Source organism: Wolbachia endosymbiont of Listronotus oregonensis (assembly GCF_031205055.1).
Classification (GTDB): Bacteria; Pseudomonadota; Alphaproteobacteria; order Rickettsiales; family Anaplasmataceae; genus Wolbachia.
The window spans coordinates 68,928-95,637 of the sequence record NZ_CP102118.1 but is presented as its reverse complement, the minus strand read 5'-3'; the positions used below and the strand labels follow the sequence as shown (position 1 = coordinate 95,637).

At 35.5% G+C, this 26,710-nt stretch carries 29 protein-coding genes and 4 pseudogenes; 15 read left to right on the top strand and 18 right to left on the bottom strand.

The features are described 5' to 3' along the window. Positions 1–245: 245 nt before the first annotated feature. Positions 246–449: a hypothetical protein gene (locus NMD99_RS00530; protein ID WP_309166201.1), complete on the bottom strand. Its 204-nt coding sequence runs from the start codon at positions 447–449 to the stop codon at positions 246–248. A 223-nt stretch (positions 450–672) separates the two neighbouring features. Next, positions 673–1,687 (bottom strand): annotated as a pseudogene (locus NMD99_RS00525) (IS110 family RNA-guided transposase). 209 nt (positions 1,688–1,896) lie between these two features. Between NMD99_RS00525 and NMD99_RS00520 the strand changes: the two are divergent. The 3 genes and pseudogenes from NMD99_RS00520 to NMD99_RS00510 all read left to right on the top strand — a co-directional run bounded on the left by NMD99_RS00520 (position 1,897) and on the right by NMD99_RS00510 (position 4,374). Beyond that, positions 1,897–2,142 carry a WD_0033/WD_0034 family tandem repeat-containing protein gene (locus tag NMD99_RS00520; protein WP_253309706.1) on the top strand — a complete coding sequence of 82 codons (246 nt, stop codon included), beginning with the start codon at positions 1,897–1,899 and terminating at the stop codon, positions 2,140–2,142. Positions 2,143–2,180: 38 nt separating this feature from the next. After that, positions 2,181–3,117: pseudogene (locus NMD99_RS00515) on the top strand (IS481 family transposase); the annotation flags it as partial. Positions 3,118–3,207: 90 nt separating this feature from the next. Continuing rightward, positions 3,208–4,374, top strand: a complete 1,167-nt coding sequence (locus tag NMD99_RS00510; protein ID WP_253309957.1) for an aspartate kinase — start codon at positions 3,208–3,210, stop codon at positions 4,372–4,374. Positions 4,375–4,553: 179 nt separating this feature from the next. On the opposite strand, the pseudogene NMD99_RS08095 reads toward NMD99_RS00510, so the two are convergent. Both NMD99_RS08095 and NMD99_RS00495 read right to left on the bottom strand, forming a co-directional pair. Further along, positions 4,554–5,494, bottom strand: a pseudogene (locus NMD99_RS08095) (IS5 family transposase). Further along, positions 5,479–5,646: a hypothetical protein gene (locus tag NMD99_RS00495; RefSeq protein ID WP_264735643.1), complete on the bottom strand. Its 168-nt coding sequence runs from the start codon at positions 5,644–5,646 to the stop codon at positions 5,479–5,481. The pseudogene NMD99_RS08095 and the gene NMD99_RS00495 overlap by 16 nt, the downstream one beginning before the upstream one ends. A gap of 61 nt (positions 5,647–5,707) precedes the next feature. Here NMD99_RS00495 and NMD99_RS08075 point away from each other — a divergent pair, with 61 nt between their 5' ends. Further along, positions 5,708–5,866, top strand: a complete 159-nt coding sequence (locus NMD99_RS08075) for a hypothetical protein (RefSeq protein ID WP_410543501.1) — start codon at positions 5,708–5,710, stop codon at positions 5,864–5,866. 19 nt (positions 5,867–5,885) lie between these two features. Here NMD99_RS08075 and NMD99_RS00485 read toward each other — a convergent pair. Beyond that, a pseudogene (locus NMD99_RS00485) lies at positions 5,886–7,116 on the bottom strand (IS256-like element ISWpi15 family transposase). A gap of 85 nt (positions 7,117–7,201) precedes the next feature. Beyond that, positions 7,202–7,501 (bottom strand): ETC complex I subunit, encoded by a 300-nt coding sequence (locus tag NMD99_RS00480; protein WP_253309377.1) that lies wholly within the window; start codon positions 7,499–7,501, stop codon positions 7,202–7,204. A 145-nt stretch (positions 7,502–7,646) separates the two neighbouring features. On the opposite strand from NMD99_RS00480, the gene NMD99_RS00475 reads away from it, so the two are divergent. From NMD99_RS00475 to NMD99_RS08130, 3 genes are all read left to right on the top strand, one after another. Next, positions 7,647–8,255, top strand: coding sequence for a 50S ribosomal protein L25/general stress protein Ctc (locus NMD99_RS00475; RefSeq protein ID WP_250295275.1), 609 nt, complete (start codon positions 7,647–7,649; stop codon positions 8,253–8,255). 2 nt (positions 8,256–8,257) lie between these two features. After that, on the top strand, positions 8,258–8,806 hold the full coding sequence (pth, locus tag NMD99_RS00470) for an aminoacyl-tRNA hydrolase (RefSeq protein ID WP_253309378.1): 549 nt from the start codon (positions 8,258–8,260) through the stop codon (positions 8,804–8,806). Between the two features lie 490 nt (positions 8,807–9,296). Beyond that, positions 9,297–9,422 carry a hypothetical protein gene (locus tag NMD99_RS08130; RefSeq protein ID WP_264688319.1) on the top strand — a complete coding sequence of 42 codons (126 nt, stop codon included), beginning with the start codon at positions 9,297–9,299 and terminating at the stop codon, positions 9,420–9,422. A 283-nt stretch (positions 9,423–9,705) separates the two neighbouring features. Here NMD99_RS08130 and NMD99_RS00460 read toward each other — a convergent pair whose 3' ends face one another. The 4 genes from NMD99_RS00460 to NMD99_RS00445 all read right to left on the bottom strand — a co-directional run bounded on the left by NMD99_RS00460 (position 9,706) and on the right by NMD99_RS00445 (position 12,200). Continuing rightward, a complete protein-coding gene (locus tag NMD99_RS00460) occupies positions 9,706–10,482 on the bottom strand; it encodes a hypothetical protein (protein WP_253309379.1) in 777 nt (258 codons plus the stop codon). A gap of 65 nt (positions 10,483–10,547) precedes the next feature. After that, positions 10,548–10,937: a phage tail tube protein gene (locus tag NMD99_RS00455; RefSeq protein ID WP_182159821.1), complete on the bottom strand. Its 390-nt coding sequence runs from the start codon at positions 10,935–10,937 to the stop codon at positions 10,548–10,550. Beyond that, positions 10,912–11,322, bottom strand: coding sequence for a tail completion protein gp17 (gp17, locus tag NMD99_RS00450; RefSeq protein ID WP_253309381.1), 411 nt, complete (start codon positions 11,320–11,322; stop codon positions 10,912–10,914). The genes NMD99_RS00455 and gp17 overlap by 26 nt, the downstream gene beginning before the upstream one ends. A gap of 329 nt (positions 11,323–11,651) precedes the next feature. Further along, the gene (locus NMD99_RS00445; protein ID WP_264688316.1) at positions 11,652–12,200 is read right to left on the bottom strand and encodes a head-tail connector protein; all 549 of its coding nucleotides are present in this window, start codon (positions 12,198–12,200) and stop codon (positions 11,652–11,654) included. 139 nt (positions 12,201–12,339) lie between these two features. Between NMD99_RS00445 and NMD99_RS00440 the strand changes: the two genes are divergently transcribed. Then, complete coding sequence (locus NMD99_RS00440; protein ID WP_309166190.1) at positions 12,340–12,501, top strand: hypothetical protein; 162 nt, start codon at positions 12,340–12,342, stop codon at positions 12,499–12,501. A gap of 247 nt (positions 12,502–12,748) precedes the next feature. Continuing rightward, positions 12,749–13,768: an IS110 family RNA-guided transposase gene (locus NMD99_RS00435; RefSeq protein WP_309165827.1), complete on the top strand. Its 1,020-nt coding sequence runs from the start codon at positions 12,749–12,751 to the stop codon at positions 13,766–13,768. A 490-nt stretch (positions 13,769–14,258) separates the two neighbouring features. On the opposite strand, the gene NMD99_RS00430 is transcribed toward NMD99_RS00435, so the two are convergent. The 3 genes from NMD99_RS00430 to NMD99_RS00420 form a co-directional block, all read right to left on the bottom strand. Continuing rightward, a complete protein-coding gene (locus NMD99_RS00430; RefSeq protein WP_309166187.1) occupies positions 14,259–14,558 on the bottom strand; it encodes an ECH_0659 family protein in 300 nt (99 codons plus the stop codon). 315 nt (positions 14,559–14,873) lie between these two features. Beyond that, complete coding sequence (locus NMD99_RS00425; RefSeq protein WP_253309383.1) at positions 14,874–15,056, bottom strand: hypothetical protein; 183 nt, start codon at positions 15,054–15,056, stop codon at positions 14,874–14,876. Next, complete coding sequence (locus NMD99_RS00420) at positions 15,050–17,245, bottom strand: ankyrin repeat domain-containing protein (protein ID WP_309166182.1); 2,196 nt, start codon at positions 17,243–17,245, stop codon at positions 15,050–15,052. The genes NMD99_RS00425 and NMD99_RS00420 overlap by 7 nt, the downstream gene beginning before the upstream one ends. Positions 17,246–17,314: 69 nt before the next feature. Here NMD99_RS00420 and NMD99_RS00415 point away from each other — a divergent pair, with 69 nt between their 5' ends. Continuing rightward, entirely contained in the window at positions 17,315–17,440 is a 126-nt protein-coding gene (locus NMD99_RS00415) for a hypothetical protein (RefSeq protein ID WP_264688313.1), read from the top strand. Positions 17,441–18,112: 672 nt separating this feature from the next. Here NMD99_RS00415 and NMD99_RS00410 read toward each other — a convergent pair. The 3 genes from NMD99_RS00410 to NMD99_RS00400 form a co-directional block, all read right to left on the bottom strand. Then, positions 18,113–18,691: an RlmE family RNA methyltransferase gene (locus NMD99_RS00410; protein ID WP_253309385.1), complete on the bottom strand. Its 579-nt coding sequence runs from the start codon at positions 18,689–18,691 to the stop codon at positions 18,113–18,115. Between the two features lie 76 nt (positions 18,692–18,767). Then, the gene (locus NMD99_RS00405) at positions 18,768–19,343 is read right to left on the bottom strand and encodes a PopZ family protein (RefSeq protein WP_253309386.1); all 576 of its coding nucleotides are present in this window, start codon (positions 19,341–19,343) and stop codon (positions 18,768–18,770) included. 19 nt (positions 19,344–19,362) lie between these two features. Next, positions 19,363–20,598, bottom strand: a complete 1,236-nt coding sequence (locus NMD99_RS00400) for a TolC family protein (RefSeq protein ID WP_264688311.1) — start codon at positions 20,596–20,598, stop codon at positions 19,363–19,365. Between the two features lie 132 nt (positions 20,599–20,730). On the opposite strand from NMD99_RS00400, the gene rplM reads away from it, so the two are divergent. From rplM to NMD99_RS00385, 3 genes are all read left to right on the top strand, one after another. After that, positions 20,731–21,189, top strand: a complete 459-nt coding sequence (gene rplM / locus NMD99_RS00395; protein WP_253309391.1) for a 50S ribosomal protein L13 — start codon at positions 20,731–20,733, stop codon at positions 21,187–21,189. Positions 21,190–21,199: 10 nt separating this feature from the next. Further along, on the top strand, positions 21,200–21,655 hold the full coding sequence (gene rpsI / locus NMD99_RS00390) for a 30S ribosomal protein S9 (RefSeq protein ID WP_253309392.1): 456 nt from the start codon (positions 21,200–21,202) through the stop codon (positions 21,653–21,655). A 145-nt stretch (positions 21,656–21,800) separates the two neighbouring features. Then, positions 21,801–22,112, top strand: coding sequence for an HU family DNA-binding protein (locus NMD99_RS00385; RefSeq protein ID WP_309166173.1), 312 nt, complete (start codon positions 21,801–21,803; stop codon positions 22,110–22,112). On the opposite strand, the gene NMD99_RS00380 is transcribed toward NMD99_RS00385, so the two are convergent. After that, complete coding sequence (locus tag NMD99_RS00380) at positions 22,105–22,812, bottom strand: pyridoxine 5'-phosphate synthase (RefSeq protein ID WP_253309395.1); 708 nt, start codon at positions 22,810–22,812, stop codon at positions 22,105–22,107. The genes NMD99_RS00385 and NMD99_RS00380 overlap by 8 nt on opposite strands. A 262-nt stretch (positions 22,813–23,074) precedes the next feature. Here NMD99_RS00380 and odhB point away from each other — a divergent pair, with 262 nt between their 5' ends. Next, a complete protein-coding gene (gene odhB, locus NMD99_RS00375) occupies positions 23,075–24,247 on the top strand; it encodes a 2-oxoglutarate dehydrogenase complex dihydrolipoyllysine-residue succinyltransferase (protein WP_253309396.1) in 1,173 nt (390 codons plus the stop codon). Positions 24,248–24,350: 103 nt separating this feature from the next. Continuing rightward, positions 24,351–25,238: an aminoglycoside phosphotransferase family protein gene (locus NMD99_RS00370; protein WP_253309397.1), complete on the top strand. Its 888-nt coding sequence runs from the start codon at positions 24,351–24,353 to the stop codon at positions 25,236–25,238. Positions 25,239–25,308: 70 nt separating this feature from the next. On the opposite strand, the gene NMD99_RS00365 is transcribed toward NMD99_RS00370, so the two are convergent. After that, the gene (locus NMD99_RS00365; RefSeq protein ID WP_309165749.1) at positions 25,309–26,634 is read right to left on the bottom strand and encodes an IS110 family RNA-guided transposase; all 1,326 of its coding nucleotides are present in this window, start codon (positions 26,632–26,634) and stop codon (positions 25,309–25,311) included. Between the last annotated feature and the right edge of the window lie 76 nt (positions 26,635–26,710).

Genomic DNA, 26,710 nt, shown 5'->3' with positions numbered 1-26,710 from the left:
ACTAAGGTGAGTTGCATTTAAAAGCAGCTAAATTGCGGTGTTTAAGACTTAAAAAACGCCAATACTGAAAATAGACAATGACTAGGGCTTCTTTTGCCTTTTTTTTCGTTTGGTAAATTTCTTAAATATTTATAGCTAAACGACAATCTTCATCTCGCTGCTTGTTAGCGGGATCTATGTTAAGAGATACCGCGAATGAATCGCGGTATGACGTAGGACTGCTGTCATTCCAGTGCTCCTTTTTGTCATCCCAGTGCTTGACACTGGGATCCAGTTTTCCATATAATCTCATCGAAAATGTTGTAACCACTTTCTATGCTAGTTTGCTTGCTTACAAGCAAACTTTTCTGGATCTCAGTGTCGGGGCACTGGGATGACAAAAAGGGACTACTCGGATGACAAAAAAAAAGCACTGGGATGACAGGAGATACCGTCTTGTTAGTCAACAAAAAAATTATAAAAATTTCCCAAGTTGCATCATAAAATCAAAAAATACTTCCAATTGTGTAACAGTACACAGATTATAGTTAGTGGATATGTTGATAAGTAAACTTCATCTGTTTTGTGCGTATAAAACTAATTTACTTATCAACATATCCACTAACCAACAACATTCAATAAATTTGTGTAAGATACCACTTTACATAAGATAGATAGGAAGCATTTTTGATTTTAAAGTACTAAACCTTCAGTCAACCTCCTAGCCCTGTAGTTTTTGATATGGTTAGGATCAAAAGCACTTTTGGATGTCAGAATACCGAAAATGATATGGAGTAGCTTACGCATTGCAGCACCAACGATGGCCATATTATGCTTACCCTTTTCCTTTAATCTTTGGCAAAAGCTCATAATGATAGGATTGTGATTCTTAGCTACTATGGCAGGAAAGAAAAGTGCCTTACGTAATGTTTGTGAACCGGATTTACTTAATCTGGGTTTGGCATATACAGAGGAACCTGACGTCATATTTCGTGGTATAACTCCTGTATATGCTGCCAATTGCCTGGCATCTCTAAAAACCTCTATATCAGAAACTTCAGCTAAAATAGCTATTGCTGATTCTTCTCCTATGCCTGGAATAGTCAATAGAAGTTGAAAATTTTCCAACAATTCTTTGTGTTGATTTAATAGTTCACGTACGGAGTTTTTTATTGTTTCTATTTTTTGAGCTATATTCATTGCAAGGTCTTCCCAAGCATTTGCAACTTCTTTAGGCAGTCTCTCTTTTTTTCTAAGTGGTTATTTACTAATGTTAACTCATCTTTTAACGCAACTGAGCAACGATAAAGATGTTTTAATTTTTTCATTTCAGGAGAAGGTGGTGTCCAACTAGAAGGTTCCTGTCTTTGGCAATAATCAGCAATAACTTCTGCATCGGTCTGATCATTCTTTTGTCGTATCAGCTTACTCCTTGCATAAGATTTTATGCAATAAGGATTTACAACACTTACAAAATGTCCAGCATTGTGTAGAAATTCAGCCAGTGCTTCGCTATAACAACCAGTAGATTCCATGCAGGTTTTTACTTTTTCTACATTATGTTTGTGTAGAAAATTCAGTAGACTTTGAAACCATCGTTCTTAAAGCTTCTTTTTCTAGTTTCACGCTTTCCTTTTTTGCTTATAAATGAGAGAAAAACATCAAAGCGATCTTTTGATATATCTATGCCCAAAAAGTTGTTGATCATATATAACCCCATACGTTACCATTAAAAATGAAAAGTAAGGCTAGTCTTGTGAATACAGAATTAGAACCATTCAGGTCTTTCTACGATACCGTCCAGCCTATACTTTTGAGAAGGGAATTCTTATCTCCTCTACAGATTTTATATCTAAGAAGAAGCACAGAGTTCCTCCCTTCTCCACCTAATGCTTAAGCTTAAAACATTAGATGCTTTTGACAAGATACAAGACGTTGTCACTACTACATTATGCTATAAGTCATAAGAATAATCAAGCTGTAAAAGATCTTTTGGAAGAAGCCAAAAAACAAAAGCTATTAAAGGAAGTTCTGAATGAAGAAATGACCACAAAACATTCAGATGGTCGGGAAGAAAATCATACAATACTTACAGATGCTATATCACGTAGAGACAATGACATTACGAGAGTAGTTGTACAGTTCCAGAGTGTGATGGTATGATAAAATGTGAGAAAAAAATATCATCAAAGGGAGGAATTATGGGACAAGTATTACATGGGTGCGCCAGAACAACAGAGACAATTCGTAGAGCAATACAAAATAGTAAAGAGAGCATAGCAAAACTCTCCAAGTGTTATAACCTTAAACCAAAAACTATTATTAAGTGGAGAAAACGCTCATTTACCAAAGATGCTGGTATGGGTCCAAAGCATCCAAGATCAACTGTTTTAACTTTAGAAGAGGAGGCTATAATTGTTGCATTTCGTAAGCATACTCTATTGCCATTAGATGACTGTCTCTACGCTTTGCAAACCTCAATCCCACATTTGAGTCGCTCCAGCTTACATCGTTGTTTACAAAGGCACAACATTAGCAGACTACCAGATGTCGATGGTGAAGTTAAATCAAGAAAGAAATTCAAACAATATCCTATAGGCTATTTCCATATTGATATCGCGGAAGTTAGAACAGAAGAAGGAAAGCTGTATTTGTTTGTTGCAATAGATCAAATTCACCTACGTTGAGTTGCACAAAAGTGCTACAAAACCCATAGCTGCTGAGTTTTTAGGTAATCTGATTAGAATTTTACCGTATAAAATCCACACTATTTTGACAGATAATGGCATACAATTTACAAATCAGAAGCGCCATAAATACGCCTTCCAACACATATTTGATAGAGTTTGTGAAGAAAATAACATTGAACATCGTCTGACAAAAGTTAGCCATTCTTGGACAAATGGACAAGTTGAACGTATGAATAAAACTTTAAAGAATGCTACAGTTAGGAAATATTACTATCGTTCGCATCAGCAACTTAAGGAGCATCTTTATGACTTTGTTATGGCCTACAATTATGCAAAGAGACTCAAAGCTCTTAGGGGTCTTACGCCTTTTGAATTTATATGTTCTCAGTTGACAAAGTCTCCTGAATTATTTATAATAGATCCACACCATCACACTCTGGAACCATACATCTTATACTCTACCTTAATTCTAGTTTCCGGACAACCTCTATCTCTACAAAAACTATATTTTTCTTCAGAAGAGAGTTATATTGTAACTATGGACAAAATAATCATAAAAAAATTTGGTGGGACTTCGCTAACTGATTTAAACCGAGTTGCAAATTTGATAAAAAACGATATTGAGAAAGGTTGTAATGTAATCGTTGTTGTATCTGCTGTTGCAGGATTTACTGACCAAATGGCTTTTCAGGCTAGGCAAATCTCAAATTTAAGTTGCAGACAAGAGTTATCAGAGTATGACGTTATGCTTTCAGCAGGAGAACAAATTTCTTGCGGTCTATTAGCTATCACTCTCCAATCGATCGGAGTTAATGCTAAATCGTGGCTTGCCTGGCAGTTACCGATTGTAACTGATGATTTTTATTCTGAGTCTAAAATAAAAACAATAAAGATTGACCGTGTGAAAAGATCTTTTGCTGAGGGTTATACTGCTGCGATCATCGCTGGTTTTCAGGGTATAAATGATGATAGAATCACTACTTTTGGAAGAGGAGGCTCTGATATATCAGCAGTTGCCTTCACGGTAGCCTTTGGTGTTAGAACTTGCGAAATTTTTACTGATATTGATGGAATATATACAGCAGACCCGAGAATTGTTCCAAAGGCACGCAAGCTCAAATTTATCTCTTACGATGAAATGTTGGAAATGTCGTCATCTGGTGCTAAAATACTGCATAATCGTTCAGTACAACTTGCAATGAAGCATAACATTAAAGTGCAAGTGCTATCCACTTTTAAAGAAGTAGAAGGCACCACAGTACTACACAAAAGGGATGTACTAGAGAGATACTTAATTACTGGAATAGCTTATAGCACTAATGAAGCTCTTGTAACTTTCACTAACCTTGCAAATAACTTGCGTACTTTAAGAGATATAGTAGGGGCAAACGTTAAAATTGATATGATACATGGGTCAAGTTTTGTTATCTCCAAATTTGATATTGATTTAATGGAAAAGTTACTGAATAAGAATGAAAATTATGCTATAAACGATAATGTAGCTAAAATTTCAATAATTGGTATTGGTGTTATGTCTAACACTGAAGTGATGCACCGCACACTCAAGGTTTTAAGCGAAAAAAAGATAGAAATACTTGCTATCACAACATCCGAAATCAAAATCAGTATAATTGTTCAAAAAGAATACGTTGTAGCTTTGGTCAAAGATTTACATACTGAGTATGAGCTTGATATGCAACACTAGGATAGGCTCGACGTCCACAACTGTACGAACATTGCAATTTGGGCCTACCAAGGAGGGTGTCATTCTCCTGTCATCCAAGTAGCTGACACTGGTTCCTTTATGACGGTGTCATCCCAGTGCCCAGACACTGGGATGGCTTTGTTGCATCACACTTTATGAGATGGTGATTTATGGTAAATTCATGTAACTATCTCAAATTTAGCCATACCAATATCAGTGAATTTATTAAGCAAATAGCATTTGATTAGCAGTTCTTTTTCTCGATTTATCTCAGATTTATTCCTAAAACTAAATCCGAATATTTGCTTTAATCTTGAGAAAAACCCTTCAATATAAGATCTTTTCCCATAATTTACTTCTTTTTTCCATTCTTTCATGCCATCTTCACCGTATAATTTTATTAACCTAATAGCAGCATTCCTGTCAGACATATAATCTATTTCTGGATGTTCTGCCGCATTGTTTATTGGTGGAATTTTTGTCTTTATATCATATTCGTTACACAACTTATAAAACTTGTGCCTATCACATGCTCTATCTGCATATAGTGCTTTTATGGCATGCTGAAAATCAACTTCTTTTAGCAAATCACAAGCTCCATAGTGATCAGAGTAGACACCGTTACTGTATTTTACAGCTATGGCTTTTTTGTTGTTTATATTCAACATTACGTGCAATTTTCTCGTTTGCTCATAGCCACGATATTTTCTGTCAGTGCTATTTTCCTTGCTGTGTGTTGTTGTATATACTAATTCCTGTACTGTCTATAGCAATTTCGATATCTTCCATATTATTTTTATCAATTCTGCAATCATTTATCTTAATATTAAGTTTCTTTTGATGCTTGTGAATAGCTGATAACTGCCAAATCTCTTCCTATTTGTTGCAAATACCCTTTTATAAACCCGACTGTTTGTCTTAAACCAATTCTAAAGAAACTGACGATTATATGCACCAAAATCACAACTTTATCACTATAAATATAGTTGCCGCCCTGCATTTTTGGACAATTCTCGTACCAATTTTCTATGGCGTCATTGATATAACAAAAAATGCTTCCTCTTTCTTGGAGAAATTTGTTATATTCATGGCAGTTACTGACTCTCATTTTTTGTGGCATATTTTTTCTTCAACAGTTAAATGGCTATTTATAATGAATTTTGTCAGTAACTGCCAGTTCTTTTCACTTGAGCGATGCAACAAAGCCATCCCAGTGTCAGCTACTCGGATGACATCATAGGGGCGCTGGGATGACACCCTGACAATCGTCATCCCGCTACTTGTTAGCGGCTAAGAGATACCGCGGCGGTATGATGTAGGGGTTGCCGAGAACTTGTCATTCCAGTGCTTGACACTGGAATCTAGTTCTTATTGTACATTTACTTGGTGTAGAGTTAAGTTTCCTGGATCCCAGTGTCTGGGCACTGGGATGACAAAGGAGAGCAGTGTCAGCTACTTGCATAACACCATTTGTTGTGGGAGTGTTAAATAAACTGTGTCAAACCGCATTTTTAGTTCAACTCAATTTTCAATCTGCCAGGAAAGAAAACATCAAGTTGAGAGATAGTTAATGCCCAATCATGTACAGGCATCGTCCACTTTTCCTCTGCCTTCTTTATAGCACAATATACCTGCTTATACAAGGCATTTATGCTGGTAAATGAGCCTTTGGTCTTAGTGAATTTCCTAATTTGCCTATGTAGCCCCTCTATGGGATTGGTGGTGTAGATTATCCTCCTAACTGGACCAGAATACTTAAAATAACCAGACAAGTTTTCCCAATTATTCTGCCAAGATTTTATAACCATAGGGTACTTTGTGCCCCATTTTTCATCCAATTCCAACAGATAATTCTCGGCAATTTCCTTGCTTGAAGCTTGATATACCTTCTTTAAATCGCTCAAAAAACTCTTCGCATCTTTACTGGCCACATACTTCAGTGAGTTGCGTATCTGATGCACTATACACATCTGCACTTCCGCATTAGGAAAGACACTGTTTATAGCTGCAGGAAAGCTTTTCAGCCCATCAACGCAGGCAATAAGGATATCTTCTACTCCTCTTTCTTTGAGGTCATTTAGCACTCCCAACCAGAAGTTAGCTCCTTCACTTTCAGCCAAATAAAAACCTAATACTTCTTTTTTGCCATTTTGATCTATGCCTAATATGTTATACATGCATTTACTTACGCAATGCCCGTCCTCTTTGACTTTAAAAAACCATGAAAACTATCGGATATACAGACTGCAGCGGGCGACTACGCCATTCGTTGATTACTGGTAGCAATTTGTCAGTAATACTTGATATCTCTGCCACCGATATTTTGTGATCATAAATTTCCTCAACATGTGACACTATATCTCTATAGCCCATACCACTGGCAAATGTGCTCAAAATCTTCGTTTCAAGCTCTGGATGTAAGTTTGTTTGCCTTTTTTTGACTATTTGTGGTTCGAAACTTCCTTCCCTATCTCTTGGCGTCAAAAGCTCAAATGACCCTGCGCTTGTACGTAAAGTCTTTGCATTCCTCCCATTTCTTCGATTATTCTCTTCGCTTTCAGCCGACAAGTGGTTTTCTATTTCACCTTCCAGGCTTACCTCCAGCAACTTTTTTATAAACGGTGTTAATGCTCCATCTCTTCCTGTCAACGGTCTTCCTTCTCGTATAGACGACAGGATATTTGTTTCTAATTCTTTATAATCTACCAAACCGGTAGTTCTGTTTACTACTTTCTGACTCATTGTCAAACCTCCATTTTTTTATATCAATTTATTACTTTTTTTTCGGTTTGACACAGTTTATTTAACACTCCCTTTGTTGTGCAACTTACTTTAGTATGAAATTGCTTGCGTAAGATTTTGGCAGCCTCTTAACATTTTTTGGCATTTCAATTACGTATTTAACGTTGCGTTTTTTTGCGTAGAATACTGCTTTTTCAAGAGAATCAAACTTTAATACAATCTGTTTTTTTGGATCTTTTGAGCCAACCCACCCCATTAAAGGTTCAATGTAGTAAGAACCAGATTCAATTTTTAGGTGCCAGAGATTTGTATTACCTAAACCAGATTGTGTTGCAGTTTTTGTTGGTTTATAAATCCTAAAAACTACTTTATCATCAATGCCCATAGTTCTTGTTAAATAAGCTTAAATATACATCTAAATAAATCCTTTCACAAACAATTAGTATGAAAGAATGAAGTTTGAAATAAATATTTTTATGTTATATTATTATTAAATTATATTAAAAGGATTAGCTGAATAGGAGTAATCGATGACGCAACAAGAAATAGTAACAATTAATGCAGAGTTACGTGATATAACAAAAACAAAAGCGATGCATTCTCTAAGGAAGAAAGGAAACATCCCTGGAATCATATATGGAAAGGGTCATGATAATGTAAATTTAACATTGTCTGCAAAGGAATTCACGAAGCAATATAAATCAGGCTCTCTTTCTGCACATTTGATAGAGCTGAATATTTCGGGCAAAAAGGAATATGCTCTTGTTCGCGATATCCAATTGCATGTAGTAAAGGATACTGTGCAACATGTTGATTTTCAATTTGTTGATAAAGGCAGCGAAATTAAAATAGACATACCTCTATCATTTGTGAATGAAAGTAAAGCTCCAGGGATCAAGTTAGGTGGAGTGCTTAATGTTTTGTGTCGTTCTATTGCTGTTAAATGCTCTCCTGATAAAATACCTCAGGTTATTGAAGTTGATTTATCCGGTAAAATGATTGGCCAGTCTATACATATTAATGATGTAAAATTACCAGAAGGTGTTAAGTTTGTAGCTCATGAAGAAGAAAATTTTACTATTGTTACAATTTCTGCTGCCGATAGTGACGTTGAAGAACCTCAAGCAGAAACAGAGTAATAGTGCATCTGATAGTTGGACTTGGTAACCCTGGTGGTCAATATGAGTTAACTCATCATAATATCGGCTTCATCGTAGTTGATAAAATTTACAAATATTGGAATTTCCAGTCGTTTTCTAAAAAAGCCGATTATCTAATAACCTCTGGCATAATTAATGATAATAAAATCATGTTAATAAAGCCTTATTCATTTATGAATAATTCAGGCATCCCTGTTGCAAAAATACGAAACTTTTACAAATTATCGCTAGATAATATCGTTGTCATACACGATGACGCTGATTTGGAAATTGGAAGAATAAAAATAAAGAAAGGTGGTAGCTCTGCTGGACATAATGGACTTAAATCCATAGATAGTTTTATTGGTAATGATTATTGGCGCTTGAGATTTGGAGTGGGTAGACCTGAAGATGAAAAAAGCTTAGCAGATTATGTATTATCAAAATTTTCAAATTTTGATAACGTTACTCCCTTAGTGGAAAAAATAGCAAAAAATATACACTTAATGCTGCAAGGAGATAATACAGCTTTTATCAATTTGATTGTATAATATTATGAAACACAAAACTAAATTTCACACAATTAAAATAACAGATTTCTTGTACTACCTCCCAAGCCACAACTGTCATTCAGTGGAAACAAAAAACTTCCTTGACAAACTCCGCCAGCCCCCTTATTATGACAATAAGGGTATTTATGACTCAAAACTTGTTTTTGACCTGCAGGCTCAATGACAAAATTCAGTAAAAAACTTAGGGTATTTTTTGGCGGATTACGTAAAATTATAGCGGCTGCATGTCTTTTAAATTTTTTCTACATTCAGCCAAATCGCGCTTATTTTAAGCGTTAGCACATTATTACAGCGCCAGTTTAAATTATTATAGGGTCAAAACTCGCACCACGGGAGTTCTTTGCCTTTTTTTTCGTTTGGTAAATTTCTTAATATTTATGGCTTGGGTTAGTTACAAATTAAGAGCAATATTCACTAGGGAGGATGTCATCCGAGTAGCTTGACTACTTGGATCCAGGAAAGTTTGCTTGTGAGCAAGCAAACTATAGCTAACCCAAGTAAGGTTTCCCCGAGTGCTAAAATCAATAGCCGAATTGATATCGGGCCAAAAGTTCTGCAGAGCTTTTCTTATGGCATGCTTGATGGCAAACCATAACTTTTCAATTGGATTTAAATCCGGCGAGTATCTTTGTCTTTGCACATATTGCCAAATTTTTCAATTATCTTTTCTCTTGATTATCTTCTCCATAGTCATTTTTTTCTCGTCTACTACTTTCAAAACACGTTCCCTCAGATCCTCACTTTGGCATCATTCTACCTTATCTAAAGCCATTTTATACCTTTTTATCCCTTCTGGGGTAACCTTTTTTCAGTTAGCTATATAACCCTAATTATGAATTAACAGACAGTAGAATCGAAAGATTATTACAAGGAAAAGTCTACACAGATCGACCTTTTTGTGAATCTGCGTTTCTGCTTTCTTCAACTTGTTTTGCAAAAGATGTTTCCTGTTTGCTGATATGCTGAAGTGGCTTAGCAATTTCGCGCACAACGGCAGTAACTGCTGTTAAAAATGTTTTTAACAATGCACCTAAAGCTCCACCAACTGCTTCCCTGCCATATATATGAGCTTGCTTTTCGTTATCGTCAGCAGTTTCTCCTGCTCTCCTTCTTGGATCCATCCTATGAGCAATCACCGAAAACAACACTCCCCTGATTGAAGACTTCACTCGTTTTTTTGCTTCATCATCATGTGCTGTTTCATGTCCATGACTTAAGTGTTTAGCGTTCATTAGCTCCTTTTGTTGCTGGGCAAACATGCTACTTAATACTTCTTCTATTGCTTGCTTCCTTCTTTTCTCTCTAACCCTTTTCATAGATTCTGATTTATCGCGAGTATGCTTTGTGGTTTCAAATTCTGCATCAATATCTTCAGACGCAGCCTGACTATATAAAGTCTCTATGAGCCTGTCTATGCTTCGCTTTATTTGCATAGTCCTTTCGTAACTATCCAAATTATCAATTCCTTCGTCGATCTGATTTAGAATATCCTCAAAAACTTTTAAATAGTCTTGAATATACTGTATTATGTATTGCTTATCTTCCTCTTTGTATTGTTCTTCTTGATTTTCATTTTCTAAACTTCTCTCTCTTCTGTCATTGTTATTTTCTTCAATATTACCACCGTCTTCCTCGAAAAGGTTTTCGTCGTTCATGATTTTTTTTAATTTAGTTAAAATTCTCACCAGTTACTATTGTATATGAAAAAATTAAATTAACATTAATGAAAAGCGTTTACAACTTCAGCACTCGCTAAAATTACAGTAAAACTGTCAAAAGCAGCGGGGTCATAATATCTCTCATACAGTTCAACTGAACACCGTAATCTGATCTTTTCCTTAGTGTTAAAATTAATTTCATAATCATTATTAGAGTTTAATATAGCAGAATTACGTAATAATTCATCAGCTAATACAGAGTCTAAAATTCCATTAATTTTTATCGTAATGTGTCTGCTTCCAGCACAATCGAGCACTTTTCTCCAGCCAAAAGAAGAAATATCTTTCACCTCTTCTCTGTTATTACGCAAAGTAAACCTTAGGTTTCGTATATTATTTAACACAATAAAATTATTGTCATGATCTTTAATTTTTAGCTGTAATTTGCTCATTATCGCCTCCTTTCATTAAAATATCAAAATTAATTGTTGAATGTAAAATTTCATCGTGCTGACTAATAGCACAATTACTTTCCAAAATAGTTTCATTATCAGAATATTTAATACTCTTAAGTATCAAGTTAATATGCCTTATAATGGCAAACATACTGCCTATATGATGGGTATATATGTCGCATGAAAATCTTGCCTTTGTAGCAAAATTGGACAGCATGTGCAGATTATTATAATTCACTACATGCAATCTCAGGTAAGGAATGGTGACCTGTTTAGGTAAGTAGTCATAAATGTTAGTAACATATTTCCTTAAATCAGAGTTTGCTTTTAGTGCTGCATAAATACTATTGTACAACTCGTTTATAGCTTGAATTTTTTCCATGATTAATCCTCGAAAGATATATAGCTAAAACATAAGCAGCGTTTCCCGATACAAACTCGTCATCCCGCTGCTTGTTAGCGGGATCTATGTGAGATACCGTGACGGTATGACGTAGGACTGCTGTCATTCCGCTACGTGTTAGCGGCTGAGATACCGCGGCGGTATGACGGTATTTATCTCGTCATCCCGCTGCTTGTTAGCGGGATCTATGTGAGATACCGTGACGGTATGACGTAGGACTGCTGTCATCCCGCTACTTGTTAGCGGGATCTATGTGAGATACCGTGACGGTATGACGTAGGTAGCCCAGTTTGGATGACAAGAAAGAGCTACAAAACAACCTTTGGTTCGCGAAATGGAGAATACACCTTCTTCACTTCAGACAAATGGCTACTTACCCCCGATTCACGATCTTTGTAAATAGCAGAAACATGCCGCATAATACCTAGTTTTATCTGCTCAGGAACATTGTCATAGCCAGCCTCGTATACAACATCAACTCTTATTGCATTCAAATAATTGAAAAACTCAACGTAGCCCCCTACATCACTAAAATAATACTTAAGTGTTCTCTTCTCTTGACCTTTAGACATCATTGCAGTAGCCAATACTATCTTACTCACAGGGCCATAGCTTAAATAGATCCTACGAGGTACATAATCTTCATATGAAACTTGCCATGTTTGTTTCACCAGTGACTTTTCCATATGCCACTCAGCATAATCAGTTGCCATAAAAATTAGATCTGAAATCAACTTATCATCTTGATCGTTCTCAATGCGTAAAAAAGATTTAACCTCTTCTAAAGTAACTGGAAAAGATTCAGGCTTAGATTTACGTTGCACATGTATTCTTGGTGAAGTAGATCTTGTTGACATGATAACCCTCCTTATAAATATATTTTTGTCATTCTAACGCTCCTTATTTTGTCATCCCAGCACCTTCTTCTGTCATCCCAGTGTCACGCACTGGGATGACAAAAAGGAGCACTGGTTCCTTTATGACGGTGTCATCCAAGTGGCTGACACTGGTTTCTTTATGATGGCAGTGCTTGACACTGGAATCCAGCCTTTCACTGTCAAAGATGTTATTTTTAATATAAGGTTAGTCACTTTCGTGCTCACCAACTTAATCTCTAATCAAAATTTCTGGATCCAAGTAGTCATGGCACTGGGATGACATCTTTGTGTTTGAGGCAAAACCGGCTATAATATTTCTTCGCAAACAAATGTTCGTACAGAGCTACTTTCATGACACCACGATTATGCTATAAATTCTTTATCGTATGAATATATTAAGAAGAGAACATACTGTAATTGCTGTTGAATAATGGAGAGACATACTCCATTATTTTGGCGCGAAGTAACAAATTCAGTAGAATAAGTTCTTCAAAAATAATTTAAACTTTTATAGTAGGAGTAGTCTCATGAAATATTATAGCGGATTAGATGTCTCACTCAAAGAAACTTTTATCAGTATCGTTGATGAGAAAGGAAAAATTATTAAAGAAGAAGTTGTTGCAAGTGAGAGTGATGCAATAGCTAAGTGCTTGCTTGGCCAAGACAAAGAATATGAAGTGATAGGGATAGAAAGTGGACAGCTATCAATATCAATGTGCAAAGAATTAAGGAATTTTGGATTACCAGTAATTTGTGTAGATGCAAGACATATGGCAGCAGCATTATCTGCAAGGATCAATAAGAATGATAAAAATGATGCAAGAGGTATAGCACAAATGATGAGAGCTGGGTTATACAAAGAAGTATTGGTAAAATCAGACGAATCTTGCAAAATTAAGGTAGCGCTTGGAAGCAGAAGGCAGTTAATATGCAACAAGCAGCAAATCATTGGAACAATAAGAGGATTATTGAAGATATATGGAATAAAGCTCGGTAAAGGAGCAAAATTTGAAATTTTTGCCTTAAGAATACAAGATGCAATGAATAATTTGGATGAAATCAGTAGGAGTTCAATAGAAGCATTAGTTTGTAGTTTGGAAACAATAGAAGAATCAATAAGAAAACTTGACAAAATACTTTCAGGACAAGGCGAAAAAGACGAAGATTGCAAATTGTTAACTACTACCCCAGGAGTTGGTATGATAGTAGCAATGACATTTAAAGCTGCAATAGATAATCCATATAGATTTGAAACATCTTATACAGTTGGAGCCTATATAGGATTGACACCAAGGCAGTACGCTTCTGGGGAGGTTAATCATCATGGCAGTATATCAAAAATGGGACCAGTGGAGTGCAGAAGTATGTTGTATGAGGCTGCACAAGTCTTACTTGTAGTCAATAAGAAGAAATTTAAGTTAAAAAGCTGGGGATTAAAGCTAGCAAAGAAAAAAGGGATGAAAAAAGCAATTGTAGCAGTAGCGAGAAAATTAGCTGTAATTATGCACAGGATGTTGGTTGATAAAACAGAATTTTGTTATCAATAAACAAGAGGAGTATAGAACAATAGTTTTATTGAAAGTGAAGATAGTAATGCCGATGGAAGGGACAAGCAAGAGCAGAAAGTGAAGCTTAGACTTCGTGCGAAACATGTTGCCGTCCACTTCCGCCTAACAAGTATAGTGCGGCTTGGCGAACTAAAGTTTTAGCCATATTGGACCGCGGAGAGAACTTTGGAAGCATGCTACTTTAACTTATGTAAAATCACTAGGATTATGAGGAAAGTATGACACCTTAATTTTTATGAGTTTAATGAATATGTGAATAAGTACTTTTAATGTGTGTGGACGTACTTATCCACATATTCATTAACTATATTGATTTAGAAAGGTCATTAAAAATTTAGTACAGGTGTTTTTTTGCCAATAAAGCGATTTGTAGTTGAGTAAGATAATATAATAGCAGATAAAATTTGTACTATAGCCAGGCTTGATGTCAGAAAATATTTTTAATGATATAAAAAATTATTATTGACTTTTATGCAATTAGAGAACGTATTAAAGCTGTTTCTCCTTTTTTATTGATAAAATTTGAACTTATAGCATATTCAACTAGGCTGGATTTTAGTAGATTAACATTTTGAGAATGAATATTATTGAAGATGGAGTTTAACTCTTTAGCAAGCAGACTGCGAAATTTTTGCACACTGTCATATGCGATATTTTCAAGTTCATGTGCAAATTTATCTTGAGCTATAGTTGTTATATCTTCAATTTCCTTATTAAACTCCTCTAGCTTTTTTTCGTTATTTTTAAAATTTTTCGTAAAAGTTTTCATATCAATTAAACTCAACTACTATTATGATTATAATGATAATGAAAAACTACCGAAGTAAAAAATTCACACTACTGTGTAACTTGCAAATACTTTTTACTAGATTCCAGCGTCATGCGCTGGAATGACATGGTATCCTGCTGCTCCTTTCTTGTCATCCCGCGCGGAACAATTAACCGTCATACCGTCACGGTATCTCTAGATCCCGCTAACAAGTAGCGGGATGACGATTGCCAGGGTGTCATGCAAGTAGCTGACACATAACTGTACGAACATTACCTCCTGGGACAATGTTCGTACAGATGTAGGTGCTAAGTTTTACAAACACTGTCGTGCTGAACCTTGAATATCCACTTCTTTCAATTCAGTGTCAGGAGCGATGGGTTTTGATATTGTGTATGTAATGCCACCGGCTATCAGTGCAGATACCACAGAAGCTGCAACTATTAATAGAGCAGACAATCCAGAAGCAATACTAAGAGCAGCACCTACTACTAACATAGCTGCAAGGCTCGCATAGACAACTTTTGGGAAAATTGTCTTTTTCCTACTTTTTCTAGCGACACTTCATTTGTTTTAGTTTTGCCTAATTCACCCTTAAGTGGTGTGTTTTCATTTTTCAGATTTTTTATTTCTTGTTTTAGTAATTCATTCTCTTTATTGAGTTGTTTCAACTTAGTCTCATGTCCAGCTATGCAACTTTTTGATTCTTCTAGTTCCTTTTGCGTTTTTTCTAACAACGCTTCTGCTTTAGAATACTGACTTTCTGTTTTGTCTAATTTATCCTTAAGCGTTGCGTTTTCATTTCCTAGCTCTTGTATTTTTTGTTTTAGTGATTGATTCTCTTCGTCGAGTTTATTAAGTGTTTTCAGCCTAGCCTCATGTCCAGCTACGTCATCCTTTAGTTCTGCTAGTACTTTGTGCGCTTTTTCTAGTGACACTTCATTTGTTTTAGTTTTTGTTTTTTCTAATTCACTATTAAGCGTTGCGTTTTCATTTCCTAGCTCTTGTATTTTTTGTTTTAGTGATTGATTCTCTTCGTCGAGTTTATTAAGTGCTTCCAGCCTAGTTCCATGTCCAGTGACACAATTTCTCAATACTTCTAGTTCCTTTTGCGCTTTTTCTAATGGTACTTCATTTGTTTTAGTTTTTGTTTTGCCTAGTCCACCCTTAAGCGTTGCGTTTTCATTTCCTAGCTCTTGTATTTTTTGTTTTAGTGATTGATTCTCTTCCTTTAGCTGAGCACATAATTTTTTTAATTTAACTTTACGTTTTTTAACCTTTTCTGTTTCTTCTGGAGTTTCCGTTGCATTGTGTGTTTTGGAATGGGAAGAAGTACCAGATACAACCTCAGATAGCTGACCACACATACTGTTTAGTCTATCTATTATTAGGCCTTCATCCTTTATCAATGAGCGATCTGCTCCATGTTTTATCAAAAGTTTTGCTAATTCTTTATTGTCATTTGCAAGAGCGTAATATAATGGAGTATACTCAGCTTTATCTTGTGCATCAACATCTGCTCCTTTATCTATTAGATATTCTGCAATCTCCACATAACCAAGTGCAGCAGCATAGTGTAAAGGGGTATGGCCATCTTTACTCTGTACATCAACTTTTGCTCCATATTCTAACAAAAGTTTCACTGATTCTTTATTATTGTTTCCAGCAGCACGATGTAAAAGAGTCAATCCATTTTCATCCTGTGTATTGTGTTTTTCTAACTCTTTACCGATGTCTTCTGTGGAAGTATTTATTCCACTGTCACTACTATTACTTTCATCAATAGTCGAATCTAAAGAGATCTGTTCCCCATTATGTATAGTATACTGCTGTTCTGTGTGTTGATTGTGCAAATAAGTTTGTTCTATGCGCTTCTGATTATTGGCAAGTCGTTGTTCTGCCTCTTGCAACTTTTGCGCCACAGCATCTCTTTTAGCCTGTTCTCTTTCTAATGTATCACCTACTTTGTCTGTATTGTTTTCATTAATGATTGAGTTTGAAGAAGTCTGTTCATTCTCATTTTGTACATAGATTTTTCTGTTGTTTGGTGTAGTTCCATTGTTCTCTCCCTGACCTTTTGCATTCCATGCTTGCACTGCAGCAGTTATTTTATTTCCGCCCACAGCTAAATTTCCTGGAGTTTTATTATTAGGCTGCGGTAAAGTGCCTTGTCCATAAGTTAGTCTTTTCTTTCTTGCCTCAGCATAACGTTGTTCTCCTTCCTTTAACATTTCTACTATGATATCCTTATTTGGTATATTGCTAACCATATCTCTTGGAGTTCGGCCTTGACTATCTTTTAGTAAAGGATTTGCGTTAGCATCTAATAAAAGCTGAACCATCTCTTGATGACCATGCAAAGCAGCAATGTGCAAAGCAGTGAATTTAGAATTAAAATCACCCGATATTTGTTCATCAACTTTTACTTTCTTTTCTAGTAGGAGTTTTACTATTGGTACACTGTTACATTCCACAGCAAGATGTAACAATGTGTAACTTGCAATTTTATCTAAATCTTGTATCATGAATAGCTTATCTATCTTCAAATTGTTATAAGTGCTATATGCTTCTGGGTTTACACCTTTTAGCTTACTCCCTATCCTTTCAAGCAAATTATCCTTATTCAAACCTTTACTCTCACTCACATTGCGTATTATTTCAAAAAACTTTTCCTTTTCTATTGCCACAACCTTTCCTCTCAATTTATTTATTATTGCTGAATAGTCTCACAAAAAAGTTAAGTTTGTCGAAATTCGATGTTTGATCTAAAAATTAGTCATAAACATTTTCTTCCAATTCGTTGTCATTCAACTCCCCTGTCATCCCAGCACCTTCTTCTGTCATCCCAGTGCGTGACACTGGGATCTCATTTTACTTTATGATGATGTCATGAAAGTAGCTGACACTGGAATCCAGAAGACAACCAAATAATAAAGGCTAGATCCCAGTGTCACGCACTGGGATGACAAAAAGGAGCACTGGAATGACACCCTACTTAACCCGTCATACCGCCGCGGTATCTCCTTAGAATAGATCCCGCTAACAAGCAGCGGGATGACGATTGTCGTTTAGCTACAAACATTAAGAAATTTACCAAGTAGAAAAAAAGGCAAAAGAAGCCCCATGGTTGGCTAATTACTTACATTATACTTTCAAGTATGGCGTTTTTTTATTCTAAACGTTTAATAACCGCGATTCAGTTGCTTTTAAGCCGCAACTAATCTAAATTATAAACATTAAGAAATTTACTAAACAGAAAAAAAGGCAAAAGAAACCCTAGGGTAGCTAATTATTCACTATCCATTTTTTAAGTTGGCGTTTTTTGATGTTTTAAATAGCGTATTTCAGCTTGTATAGGTAAAAACCTAGAAATTTGATAAAGACATAGAGTGCACATAGTGCAAAAAATTAAACATGAGACGCCAGATACGTGAGTTTTTTTGTCATTTAATCTGTACAGAGAAGATAAATAAATAGCTTCAGTTTCATGATAAGGGGGCTGGCGGAGTTTGTCAAGGAAGTTTTTTCACTTCTGCGGGCTACCTGGGTTAATATTATATAGGAGGTCTGCTGCCAATAAAGCCTAAACTTACCAAATACATTTCTGTAGATTCAGATCTACTTGACTTTGGTTTAAAATATTTTACTGTTTTAAACATTTTTTTTAGCTTGTTACAAAAATCTTTATCAGATTCTCCTTGGAAAATTTTTACTACAAACGTGCCACCATGGCTCAAGAAATGCTTTGCAAAATTGAGCGCTGCCTCACATAAAAGCATAATTCTGATATGATCCAACGATTTTAAACCACAAGATTCGGGCGCCATGTCAGATAAAATTACATCAAATTTTTGATCCTTGAATTTTTCTCTTAAAATTTCAAGCCCATTGATAATATCACATTGTATAAACTCTACTCCATTAATTGCGTTCATTGGTTTCATGTCAAGAGCAACTACATTTGCACCTTTCTGAGACGCGACTTGTGACCATCCACCAGGAGAAGCACCAAGATCAATAATTTTTTGCCCTTCTTGGAATAATTTAAATTTATTATCCATTTCTACCAGCTTATATGCTGAGCGTGACCTATAACCATCCTTGCTAGTTTTTCGCACATACTGATCATTCAAATGACGATGTAGCCACCTTGTTGAAGATAGTTTTCTGCCTCTAGCCGTCTTTACTCTAGTTTTTATTGCTAATACCCTACTTATTATTGATTATATCTTTGAGCTCTTTTTCAACTACTTCTTTTACCAGTGCATGTAGATATTTATTCAGCCATTCTGAGAGCTGAGGTTTTAAAAGAGATGTAACTAATTCTTCAACAGTAAGATTCGCTCTTTTTTGTTGTTTATGCTGCAATTCGTTTTGCATTTTTCCAAGCAGCGCTTTGATCTCTTCCATATTCTCTTTTAAAATTAGATGATCATTATTTTGCGCTTGTAAGCCGCTATTACTCGCTTTGTTATTACTCATTTGGATATTATCGTACAAATCAATGTCTTTTTTTTCTTCTGAATTGTAGCTATGGCCATTAAATTGGTTGTTGTTGCAAGCCATTTCCTCACTTTGGTCATCATTATCAATGTTCTCTTCTTTACCATTTTCTTTTTTGCCATCTTCTTCCATGTCTTCTGGATACTCTTCTTCAAGGCATAGCACATCATCATTTTCATCCTTTATTTCTGCTTTATCGTTACTTGCGTTTTTACCCGATATAGCTTTTTTTATATCTTCTAGAATATCTTTTACAGATTGATTGCCTTGTTCATCATGCATAGTGCTAATACCATTAAATTTAGAGATTTATACTATTTATTATAAAAAGCAAATTATAAACACTAGTTACATAATTGCTTTTTGCTTCAACTAAGTCTGAACGTGCTTTAAATAATGCATCTTCAGTGTCCAAAAGGTCAGATGTACTCTTTAAACTTAAGTTTACCTCTTGCTCAACTCCTTCCAATGCTAAAGCTGCTGCTTTTTCCGCTTCTTGACTTGCTTTAATAATGGCTTTTGCTGTTAGCACATTATTCCAAGCATTTACAACTTCTTGTTCTATATTTTTTACCGTTTCATAATAATCGTAGGTAGATTTTTTTGCATCCATTTTAGCTTTACTGACACCAAAAGCATTCGCTCCTTTTTTAAAGATTGGAACATCAAGAGTAAAAACTATATGAACATTTTCTAATAGCTTGTCTAATTTTACACCATCCTTCCCAAAATTTTTGCTTGCGCTTAGATTTAAAGAAGGAAGCCACTTGGAGCTTTCAGCGATCACTTCCATTCCGGCTGCTCTTTTTTGATAAACTGCTGCTTTTAGAGATAAATTATTGGTTTTTGCTAATTGTAAACATTCATTTAGCTCTGGGACAGAAGGTAGTTTATCATTAGCTTCAGAAAGGTCATCAGCATCTTCGCCAATCAAATGATAATAAGCAATATTTGCCAATTTTAATTTACCTTCAGCATCAACTCTTTCGGATATAGAAGACGAAAATTTTGCTTTTGCTAGCAAAACTTCAGCGTTAGTAACTTCTCCAAGGGAAAAGCGTTTTTTCATAGCTGACAAATGTTCCAAAGAAACGCGTTCTTTATGTTCTCTGAGCTTTAATATTTCTGTCTTTTGTAAAACACCAACATATGCTTTCACAGCATTAAGTGCAACCTCTTGTTTTAATTGCTGAAATCGCATTTTTTCTGCTTTGAGAAGATGACTTGATCGACTGAATGTGGCAAAGGTGCCACCTCCATCTATTATCCTTTGGCTTAATATCAGACGTTTTCCAGGTAAATTAGGTTGATTATAAAGATTAAAATTACTATCAAAATTGTACTGCAAACTAATGTCAGGTAAAAATCCAGCTAACCCAGAAGACTTAAGCTGTTTTTCTGCGCTTTTATATTGGTAAAATTGAGACTTTATTTTTGAGCTATTTTTGATCGCTTTGCTTATAACTTCTCCCACATCGGTTGCATAGCAACTTATAGTACCAAAAATTATCGCAAGTGTAATAATCAATCGAAACATTCTACTTCCTGTGCATATTGGTTGCGCAGCTCAATTACTAACATAAATTACTTTAATAATCAATAACTAATATTGTTGACACTATTGAGAAATTAAGTATATAGTAGCTTACTATTGTTTAGTTAAATTACAATGAAAACTTTTTTCTTAAAAGAGAAACAAATCGACAAAAAATGGTTTGTCATAGATGCAGAAGGATTAGTGGTAGGAAGGCTTGCAGCATTTGTAGCGACACTATTGCGTGGAAAGCATAAACCTGAGTATACACCTCATATGGATTGTGGCGATAATGTAATTATTATCAACGCAGAAAAGGTGCATTTTACCGGGAAGAAGCTTAAAGATAAAATTTACTATAAGCATACAGGTTATTCTGGTGGTTTGAAGAAAACTACTCCAGATAATATTTTAAATGGCAAATTTCCTGAGCGTGTAATAAAAATGGCAGTGAAAAGGATGCTTGATGATGGCCCTATGGCGCGTAGACGCTTTGAAAATTTGTATGTTTATTCTGGTTCAGAGCATAAGCATCAAGGGCAGCAACCTGAAAAGATAGATTTTGCCTCTTTGAATCGTAAAAATAAAAAGTAATGGAGTAAAAATGAAGAGTTTTACAATAAATAATAATGATTGGTCAGAAAAGACAATTAAATCAGCAGTTGATTCGCTTGGTCGTTTATATGCTACAGGCCGAAGAAAAGAATCTGCAGCAAGAGTATGGATAAAGCCGGGAAGTGGAAAATTTAGTGTTAACAAAAAAGGCGATCTAATTTCTTATTTTAAAAGAGAGTCAGTGTGCCAAATAGTGAAAATGCCATTTGTAGCAACTTCTACGTTAGACAAATATGATGTATTCGCAACTGTAAAAGGTGGAGGGCTATCTGGTCAAGCAGGTGCTCTAGCTCATGGAATAAGCAGAGCTTTAAGTAGTGTAAGCCAAGATTTGCATTCTATATTACGTAATGGTGAGTTCTTAACTAGAGATTCGCGTGTTGTTGAACGTAAGAAATATGGTCAACATAAAGCTCGGAAAAAGTGTCAATTTTCTAAGAGATAGTTATTTCATAGTGGTGTTTTTTTGTAAGTATTATACAAATATTTGCAAAAGTGTATAATATCCTCTATTTTTGTGATGAATTTAGTTGACTATCGGTGTCAACATAATATGCTATTTGTGTGATTTTTCAATATTAAGGTAATTTATGAGTAAAGAAGATATAATAAAACAATTAAAGGAAGATTGTTCTGGTCAGAATATAGATATAACAAAATCTGATTTGAGCAAGATTCATGATGCGTTTATTAAAATAATAAAGGATGAGCTGCATGGGAAAGGTGAAATACGTTTGCATGGAATAGGAACATTTTCTACTGCTATAAGTCAGGAGAAACAATGTCGTAACCCCCACAATGGTGAGATCATGACTGTTCCTGAAAAGACAAGGGTAAAATTTAAAGCAAGCCAAACTCTTTTAAGTATTTTAAATGAGAAGGAAAAAGCAGCAGTTAGTTAGACATTATCATTTTCATTGTTTTTACTACGCTGTGTAAGCCATAAAATACAGCTTCGCTAATTAAATAGTGGCCTATGTTAAGAGCTGAGATGTGAGGTATTCTTGTCATCTTCTTAGCGTGTTTATAAGTTATGCCATGTCCTGCGTGGCATTCTATTCCTAATTTATTGACGTACTCTGCAGCATTAGTAATTAACTGTAACTTTTTCTCTGATGGATTATCACAGTAATCCCCTGTATGAATTTCTATTATGTCAGGTTTTATCTCTAGCTTCTCAAGATATTTTAGTTGATTAATATTTGGATCGATAAACAGTGAGACTTTTATGCTAGAGCTATGCATTTCCTCTATTATACTAGAAAGTTTGCTGTGCATATTAATGATATCCAGGCCACCTTCGGTTGTTAATTCTTCTCTTTTTTCTGGTACTATACTAATCGAATAGGGTTTTACCTTTTTTGCTATTTTAAGCATTTCTTCCGTGGCTGCAATTTCAAGATTTAGCTCAGTGCTAATGCTTTTTTTTAGGTTAAATACGTCTTCATCTCTAATATGCCTTCTATCTTCTCGTAAGTGTACAGTAATAAAGTCTGCTCCAGCGTCAATGGCTATTTCTGCTGCTTTCAATAGATCTGGGTAGGAAGTTCCGCGTGCGTTGCGGAGGGTTGCAACGTGATCAATATTAACACCTAGTTTCACAATCTACCTCAAAAATTATTTATGGATTATACATGTTATTAGGTCTTTTGCATAGTCATTGTTTGATTAGCAATACCATAGCCGAGAGACGGGGTTGGCGAAATGTGTCAAGATGGCCTAGCATCACGCGCTGGAATGACATTTGGGAGTATATTATCCGTTTGTCACTTCTAAATGATAAAAGCCTCAATGAATTTATTAGTTTATTACATGTCTCTTTTCATGTATAAATCTATAGAAAGTTTTATACGGAAGTTGTTTTATGAGCAAAATTATAGAAATCAGAGCGCCAAAAACTCTTGGTGGTGAGTCAGTTACGGAAGGTATAGTAAAAATAAAGAAAAATATTGGAGAAGCAGTAAAAGTAGATGACTTGATCTTTGAAATTGAGACTGACAAAACAGCACTCGAATTAACTGCAGAAGCTTCAGGGCAAATAACTGAATTTCTCGTAAAGGAAGATGATGTAATAAGTCCTGATCAATTGTTAGCGAAGTTTTCCGTGGGGGAAGTAAAAGAGGAAGCGAGAAAAGAAGATAAAAGCGAAAGTTCTGCCAAAAAAGATGCTCCGTCAGCTCGTAAAATTATGGAGGAAAATGCAATCAGCGCAGAAAGTGTCAAAGGAACTGGCATGGGAGATAGGATAACAAAAGCAGATGTAATAGGCCATATAAACAAAACAGAACAGCCTGCAATAAAACAATATGAATTGCCAAAAAGTGTAGTAAGTGGAGAGCAAAGAGAGGAACGAGTAAAAATGAGTAAAATAAGGCAAGTAATTGCCGCTCGTTTGAAAGCATCGCAAAATACTGCTGCAATACTGACCACGTTCAATGAAATTGACATGAAAAATGTCATGGATCTAAGAGCAAAATATAAGGATGCCTTTGAAAAAAAATATGGAATAAAACTTGGTTTCATGTCGTTTTTTATAAAGGCAGCAGTGCAAGCACTGAAAGAGATCCCTGAAATTAACGCTGAAATCTCAGGCGATGAAATCATATATAAACATTACTATGACATAGGTGTTGCTGTTGGCACTGACAAAGGCCTTGTTGTACCTGTTATTCGGAGTGCTGATCAGATGTCATTTGCAGAAATTGAGTTGACTTTAGTTGCTCTTGGCAAAAAAGCACGGGAAGGCAAATTACAAGTATCAGAAATGGAAGGTGCAACATTTACTATTTCAAACGGTGGAGTATACGGTTCACTTCTTTCCACTCCGATAATAAACCCTCCGCAATCTGGAATACTTGGAATGCATTCGATACAAAACAGGCCAGTTGCTGTTGGTAATGCAGTAGAAATCAGACCGATGATGTACATTGCTCTCTCTTACGACCACAGAATAGTTGATGGCAAAGGAGCAGTTACTTTCCTTGTCAAAATAAAAAATTATATAGAAGATCCAAATAGATTAGTTTTGGAAGTGTAAATTGGTATTAACTTAAACAATGTCAGCAATTAAAAATGACAAGCAAGTTTTTCTAGAATCAGAAGGTTTCTAAGGCGGATGGTAAAATAGGAAAAATCGGCAAATGGCATCAAAAATTGATAGTCGCTCTTGGTTATTACTTGTTACCGAACTTGTTGCACAGCAATTTCCAAAGTGGGCTCACTTAGAGATCAAACCTGTTGAACTCAGTGGTATAGACAATAGAACTTTTCGCTTGGGTGAAGAGATGTTGATCAGGCTACCAAGCGCAGAAGATTATGCGCTACAAGTTCTAAAGGAGCAAAAATGGCTTGAGATACTTGCACCACATTTGTCATTTTCTATTCCTAAGCCACTTGCAATGGGACAACCATCAAAGCATTATCCCTGGAATTGGTCAATATATAAGTGGATCGAAGGGGAAAGCATAAATGCATTGTCTATAGATGATCTGGATTTACAGATTATTGCTTCTCAGCTTGCACAATTTTTGAATGAGTTACATAAAATTGATGTTAAAGGAGGCCCTAATCCTGGACTCCATAACTTCTGGCGCGGCGATCACGTATCAGTCTATGACACAGAGGTAAGATCGGCCATTAAGGAATTGCAAGGTTTTATTGATGCTAGAACTATAATGTCCTTTTGGGAAAAAGCTATAAGCTCAAGATGGAACAAGAATCCAGTATGGATTCATGGTGACTTTGCAAGCGGGAATATCCTAGCGAAAGATGGATGTGTAGCTGCTGTAATCGATTTTGGATGTGTGGGTGTCGGCGATCCAGCCTGTGACTTGGTAATTGCCTGGACACTTTTGAACAACGAAAATCGGAGAATCTTCAAGTCACATCTATGTTTAGATCCAGACACGTGGGCCAGAGCAAGCGGCTGGGCTTTATGGAAGGCACTAATTACAATGCGCGACTGGAAGACAACAGAAGTTATGAAACAACAGAAAATTATTAATGAAATTCTAAATGAAGAAGCTTAGTTTAACCAAAGATTTTCAGTCCTATTTTTGCATACCTATCTTTCTTTGCTTCTAAGAAACTTCCCATTAGTTATTCCTGTTGAACTAAGATATAACCGAATTCCTGTGCCTTTTTGATTAAATTTTTTACAACTTTCTCTTTGTAACGTGTTTCATAATAATCTATTCCTCTTTCTACATATTCTTGTCCATACTTCAACATACTATAAAAGATACATGCTAATTTCCTTGCCGTAGCAGTAATCGCTTTTGGTGCACCTAGTCGTTTTTTTAACCTTCTACAATATGCACCTATTCCGCTATTGCTTCTTGATACACAGTGAGCAGCCATTCGAAATGCATTCGCGGCACGATTAATGACTTTACGTGTTCTTGTGCTAAACACTTTTTCCCCTGTAATTTTATTAGCAGGGCTTAGCCCCAACCACGAAGTAAAATGCTTTTCTGATCGCCATTTATTATAGTTAATACCAACTTCCGAAATGATAGTTTGTACAGTTAGTATATCCAATCCAGGAATTTTGGTAAAATCTATACCAGTTACTCGATATAATTCTTCATGCAAAGCAAAGTTTGGTTTACTTTTTCTGTGCTTATTTTTCTCTTCACCTAACTTTTTACTCTCATCAGACTTTGTCTCAAATGTTTTATAATATTCTTCAATGCTCCTGTCACATTCTGCTACTTTTTCCTGATAAATATTATATAGCTCAAATTCTTGCTTTAATGTAAATAGGTGTTCTTTTCTATAGTTTCCTGCTAATGCTTTTGCAATAACAGATTTATCACTTTTTATTCGTCCATCTCTTAGTTCAGCCAATTTTTCAGGATTATTCTCACCATCTATTATTGCTTTAATAATTTGCATTCCAGTTACACCAGTTGTATCGCTTATAACTTTATGTAGTTGAATATTCATTTGTGTTAGCGCTTTTTGCATACGCAAAGTATGTGTAGAAGCATTTTCAATTAAATTTTTACGTTGCCGAACATAACTACGCAATACACACATTTGATCATCTGGCCTAAATGACCCTTGGAGTAACCCGTAACTGTGTAGTTGTTGAATCCATTGACAATCTTGCACATCTGATTTTCTCCCAGGTACATTTTTAACATGTTTTGCGTTTACCAGTTTTACTTCAAATCCGTGTGATTCAAGTACTTGAAACAAAGGAATCCAGTACACTCCTGTTGACTCCATGGCTACTGTATTAACTTTACATTTTTTCAACCATTTTGCTATGTTGTAGAGATCTTCCGTAAAGCAGCTAAATTTTTGTATACGTTGTTCATCGCTTCCTTCGGGTACACATACATAATGTACAGCCGAGCCAACATCGATTCCTGCTGCATTAGGATTCGTTATCTCTAATTTACTTTTGAACTTTGCCATTTTTAATCTCCATTATATAATAATCCATAATTGAGAAGTGCTTAAGCTTGGGACGATTGAGTTATACATTCTTCTA

Excerpts from the sequence above, each read along its gene's own strand:
- NMD99_RS00510 (WP_253309957.1), top strand. The coding sequence starts at position 3,208 with ATGGACAAAATAATCATAAAAAAATTTGGTGGGACTTCGCTAACTGAT.
- NMD99_RS00495 (WP_264735643.1), bottom strand. The coding sequence starts at position 5,646 with ATGACGATTGTCAGGGTGTCATCCCAGCGCCCCTATGATGTCATCCGA.
- NMD99_RS00480 (WP_253309377.1), bottom strand. The coding sequence starts at position 7,501 with ATGGGCATTGATGATAAAGTAGTTTTTAGGATTTATAAACCAACAAAA.
- NMD99_RS00475 (WP_250295275.1), top strand. The coding sequence starts at position 7,647 with ATGACGCAACAAGAAATAGTAACAATTAATGCAGAGTTACGTGATATA.
- NMD99_RS00460 (WP_253309379.1), bottom strand. The coding sequence starts at position 10,482 with ATGAACGACGAAAACCTTTTCGAGGAAGACGGTGGTAATATTGAAGAA.
- NMD99_RS00455 (WP_182159821.1), bottom strand. The coding sequence starts at position 10,937 with ATGAGCAAATTACAGCTAAAAATTAAAGATCATGACAATAATTTTATT.
- gp17 (WP_253309381.1), bottom strand. The coding sequence starts at position 11,322 with ATGGAAAAAATTCAAGCTATAAACGAGTTGTACAATAGTATTTATGCA.
- NMD99_RS00445 (WP_264688316.1), bottom strand. The coding sequence starts at position 12,200 with ATGTCAACAAGATCTACTTCACCAAGAATACATGTGCAACGTAAATCT.
- NMD99_RS00435 (WP_309165827.1), top strand. The coding sequence starts at position 12,749 with ATGAAATATTATAGCGGATTAGATGTCTCACTCAAAGAAACTTTTATC.
- NMD99_RS00430 (WP_309166187.1), bottom strand. The coding sequence starts at position 14,558 with ATGAAAACTTTTACGAAAAATTTTAAAAATAACGAAAAAAAGCTAGAG.
- NMD99_RS00425 (WP_253309383.1), bottom strand. The coding sequence starts at position 15,056 with ATGTTAGTAGTAGGTGCTGCTCTTAGTATTGCTTCTGGATTGTCTGCT.
- NMD99_RS00415 (WP_264688313.1), top strand. The coding sequence starts at position 17,315 with ATGTTTGATCTAAAAATTAGTCATAAACATTTTCTTCCAATTCGTTGT.
- NMD99_RS00405 (WP_253309386.1), bottom strand. The coding sequence starts at position 19,343 with ATGCATGATGAACAAGGCAATCAATCTGTAAAAGATATTCTAGAAGAT.
- NMD99_RS00400 (WP_264688311.1), bottom strand. The coding sequence starts at position 20,598 with ATGTTTCGATTGATTATTACACTTGCGATAATTTTTGGTACTATAAGT.
- rplM (WP_253309391.1), top strand. The coding sequence starts at position 20,731 with ATGAAAACTTTTTTCTTAAAAGAGAAACAAATCGACAAAAAATGGTTT.
- rpsI (WP_253309392.1), top strand. The coding sequence starts at position 21,200 with ATGAAGAGTTTTACAATAAATAATAATGATTGGTCAGAAAAGACAATT.
- NMD99_RS00385 (WP_309166173.1), top strand. The coding sequence starts at position 21,801 with ATGAGTAAAGAAGATATAATAAAACAATTAAAGGAAGATTGTTCTGGT.
- odhB (WP_253309396.1), top strand. The coding sequence starts at position 23,075 with ATGAGCAAAATTATAGAAATCAGAGCGCCAAAAACTCTTGGTGGTGAG.
- NMD99_RS00370 (WP_253309397.1), top strand. The coding sequence starts at position 24,351 with ATGGCATCAAAAATTGATAGTCGCTCTTGGTTATTACTTGTTACCGAA.
- NMD99_RS00365 (WP_309165749.1), bottom strand. The coding sequence starts at position 26,634 with ATGGCAAAGTTCAAAAGTAAATTAGAGATAACGAATCCTAATGCAGCA.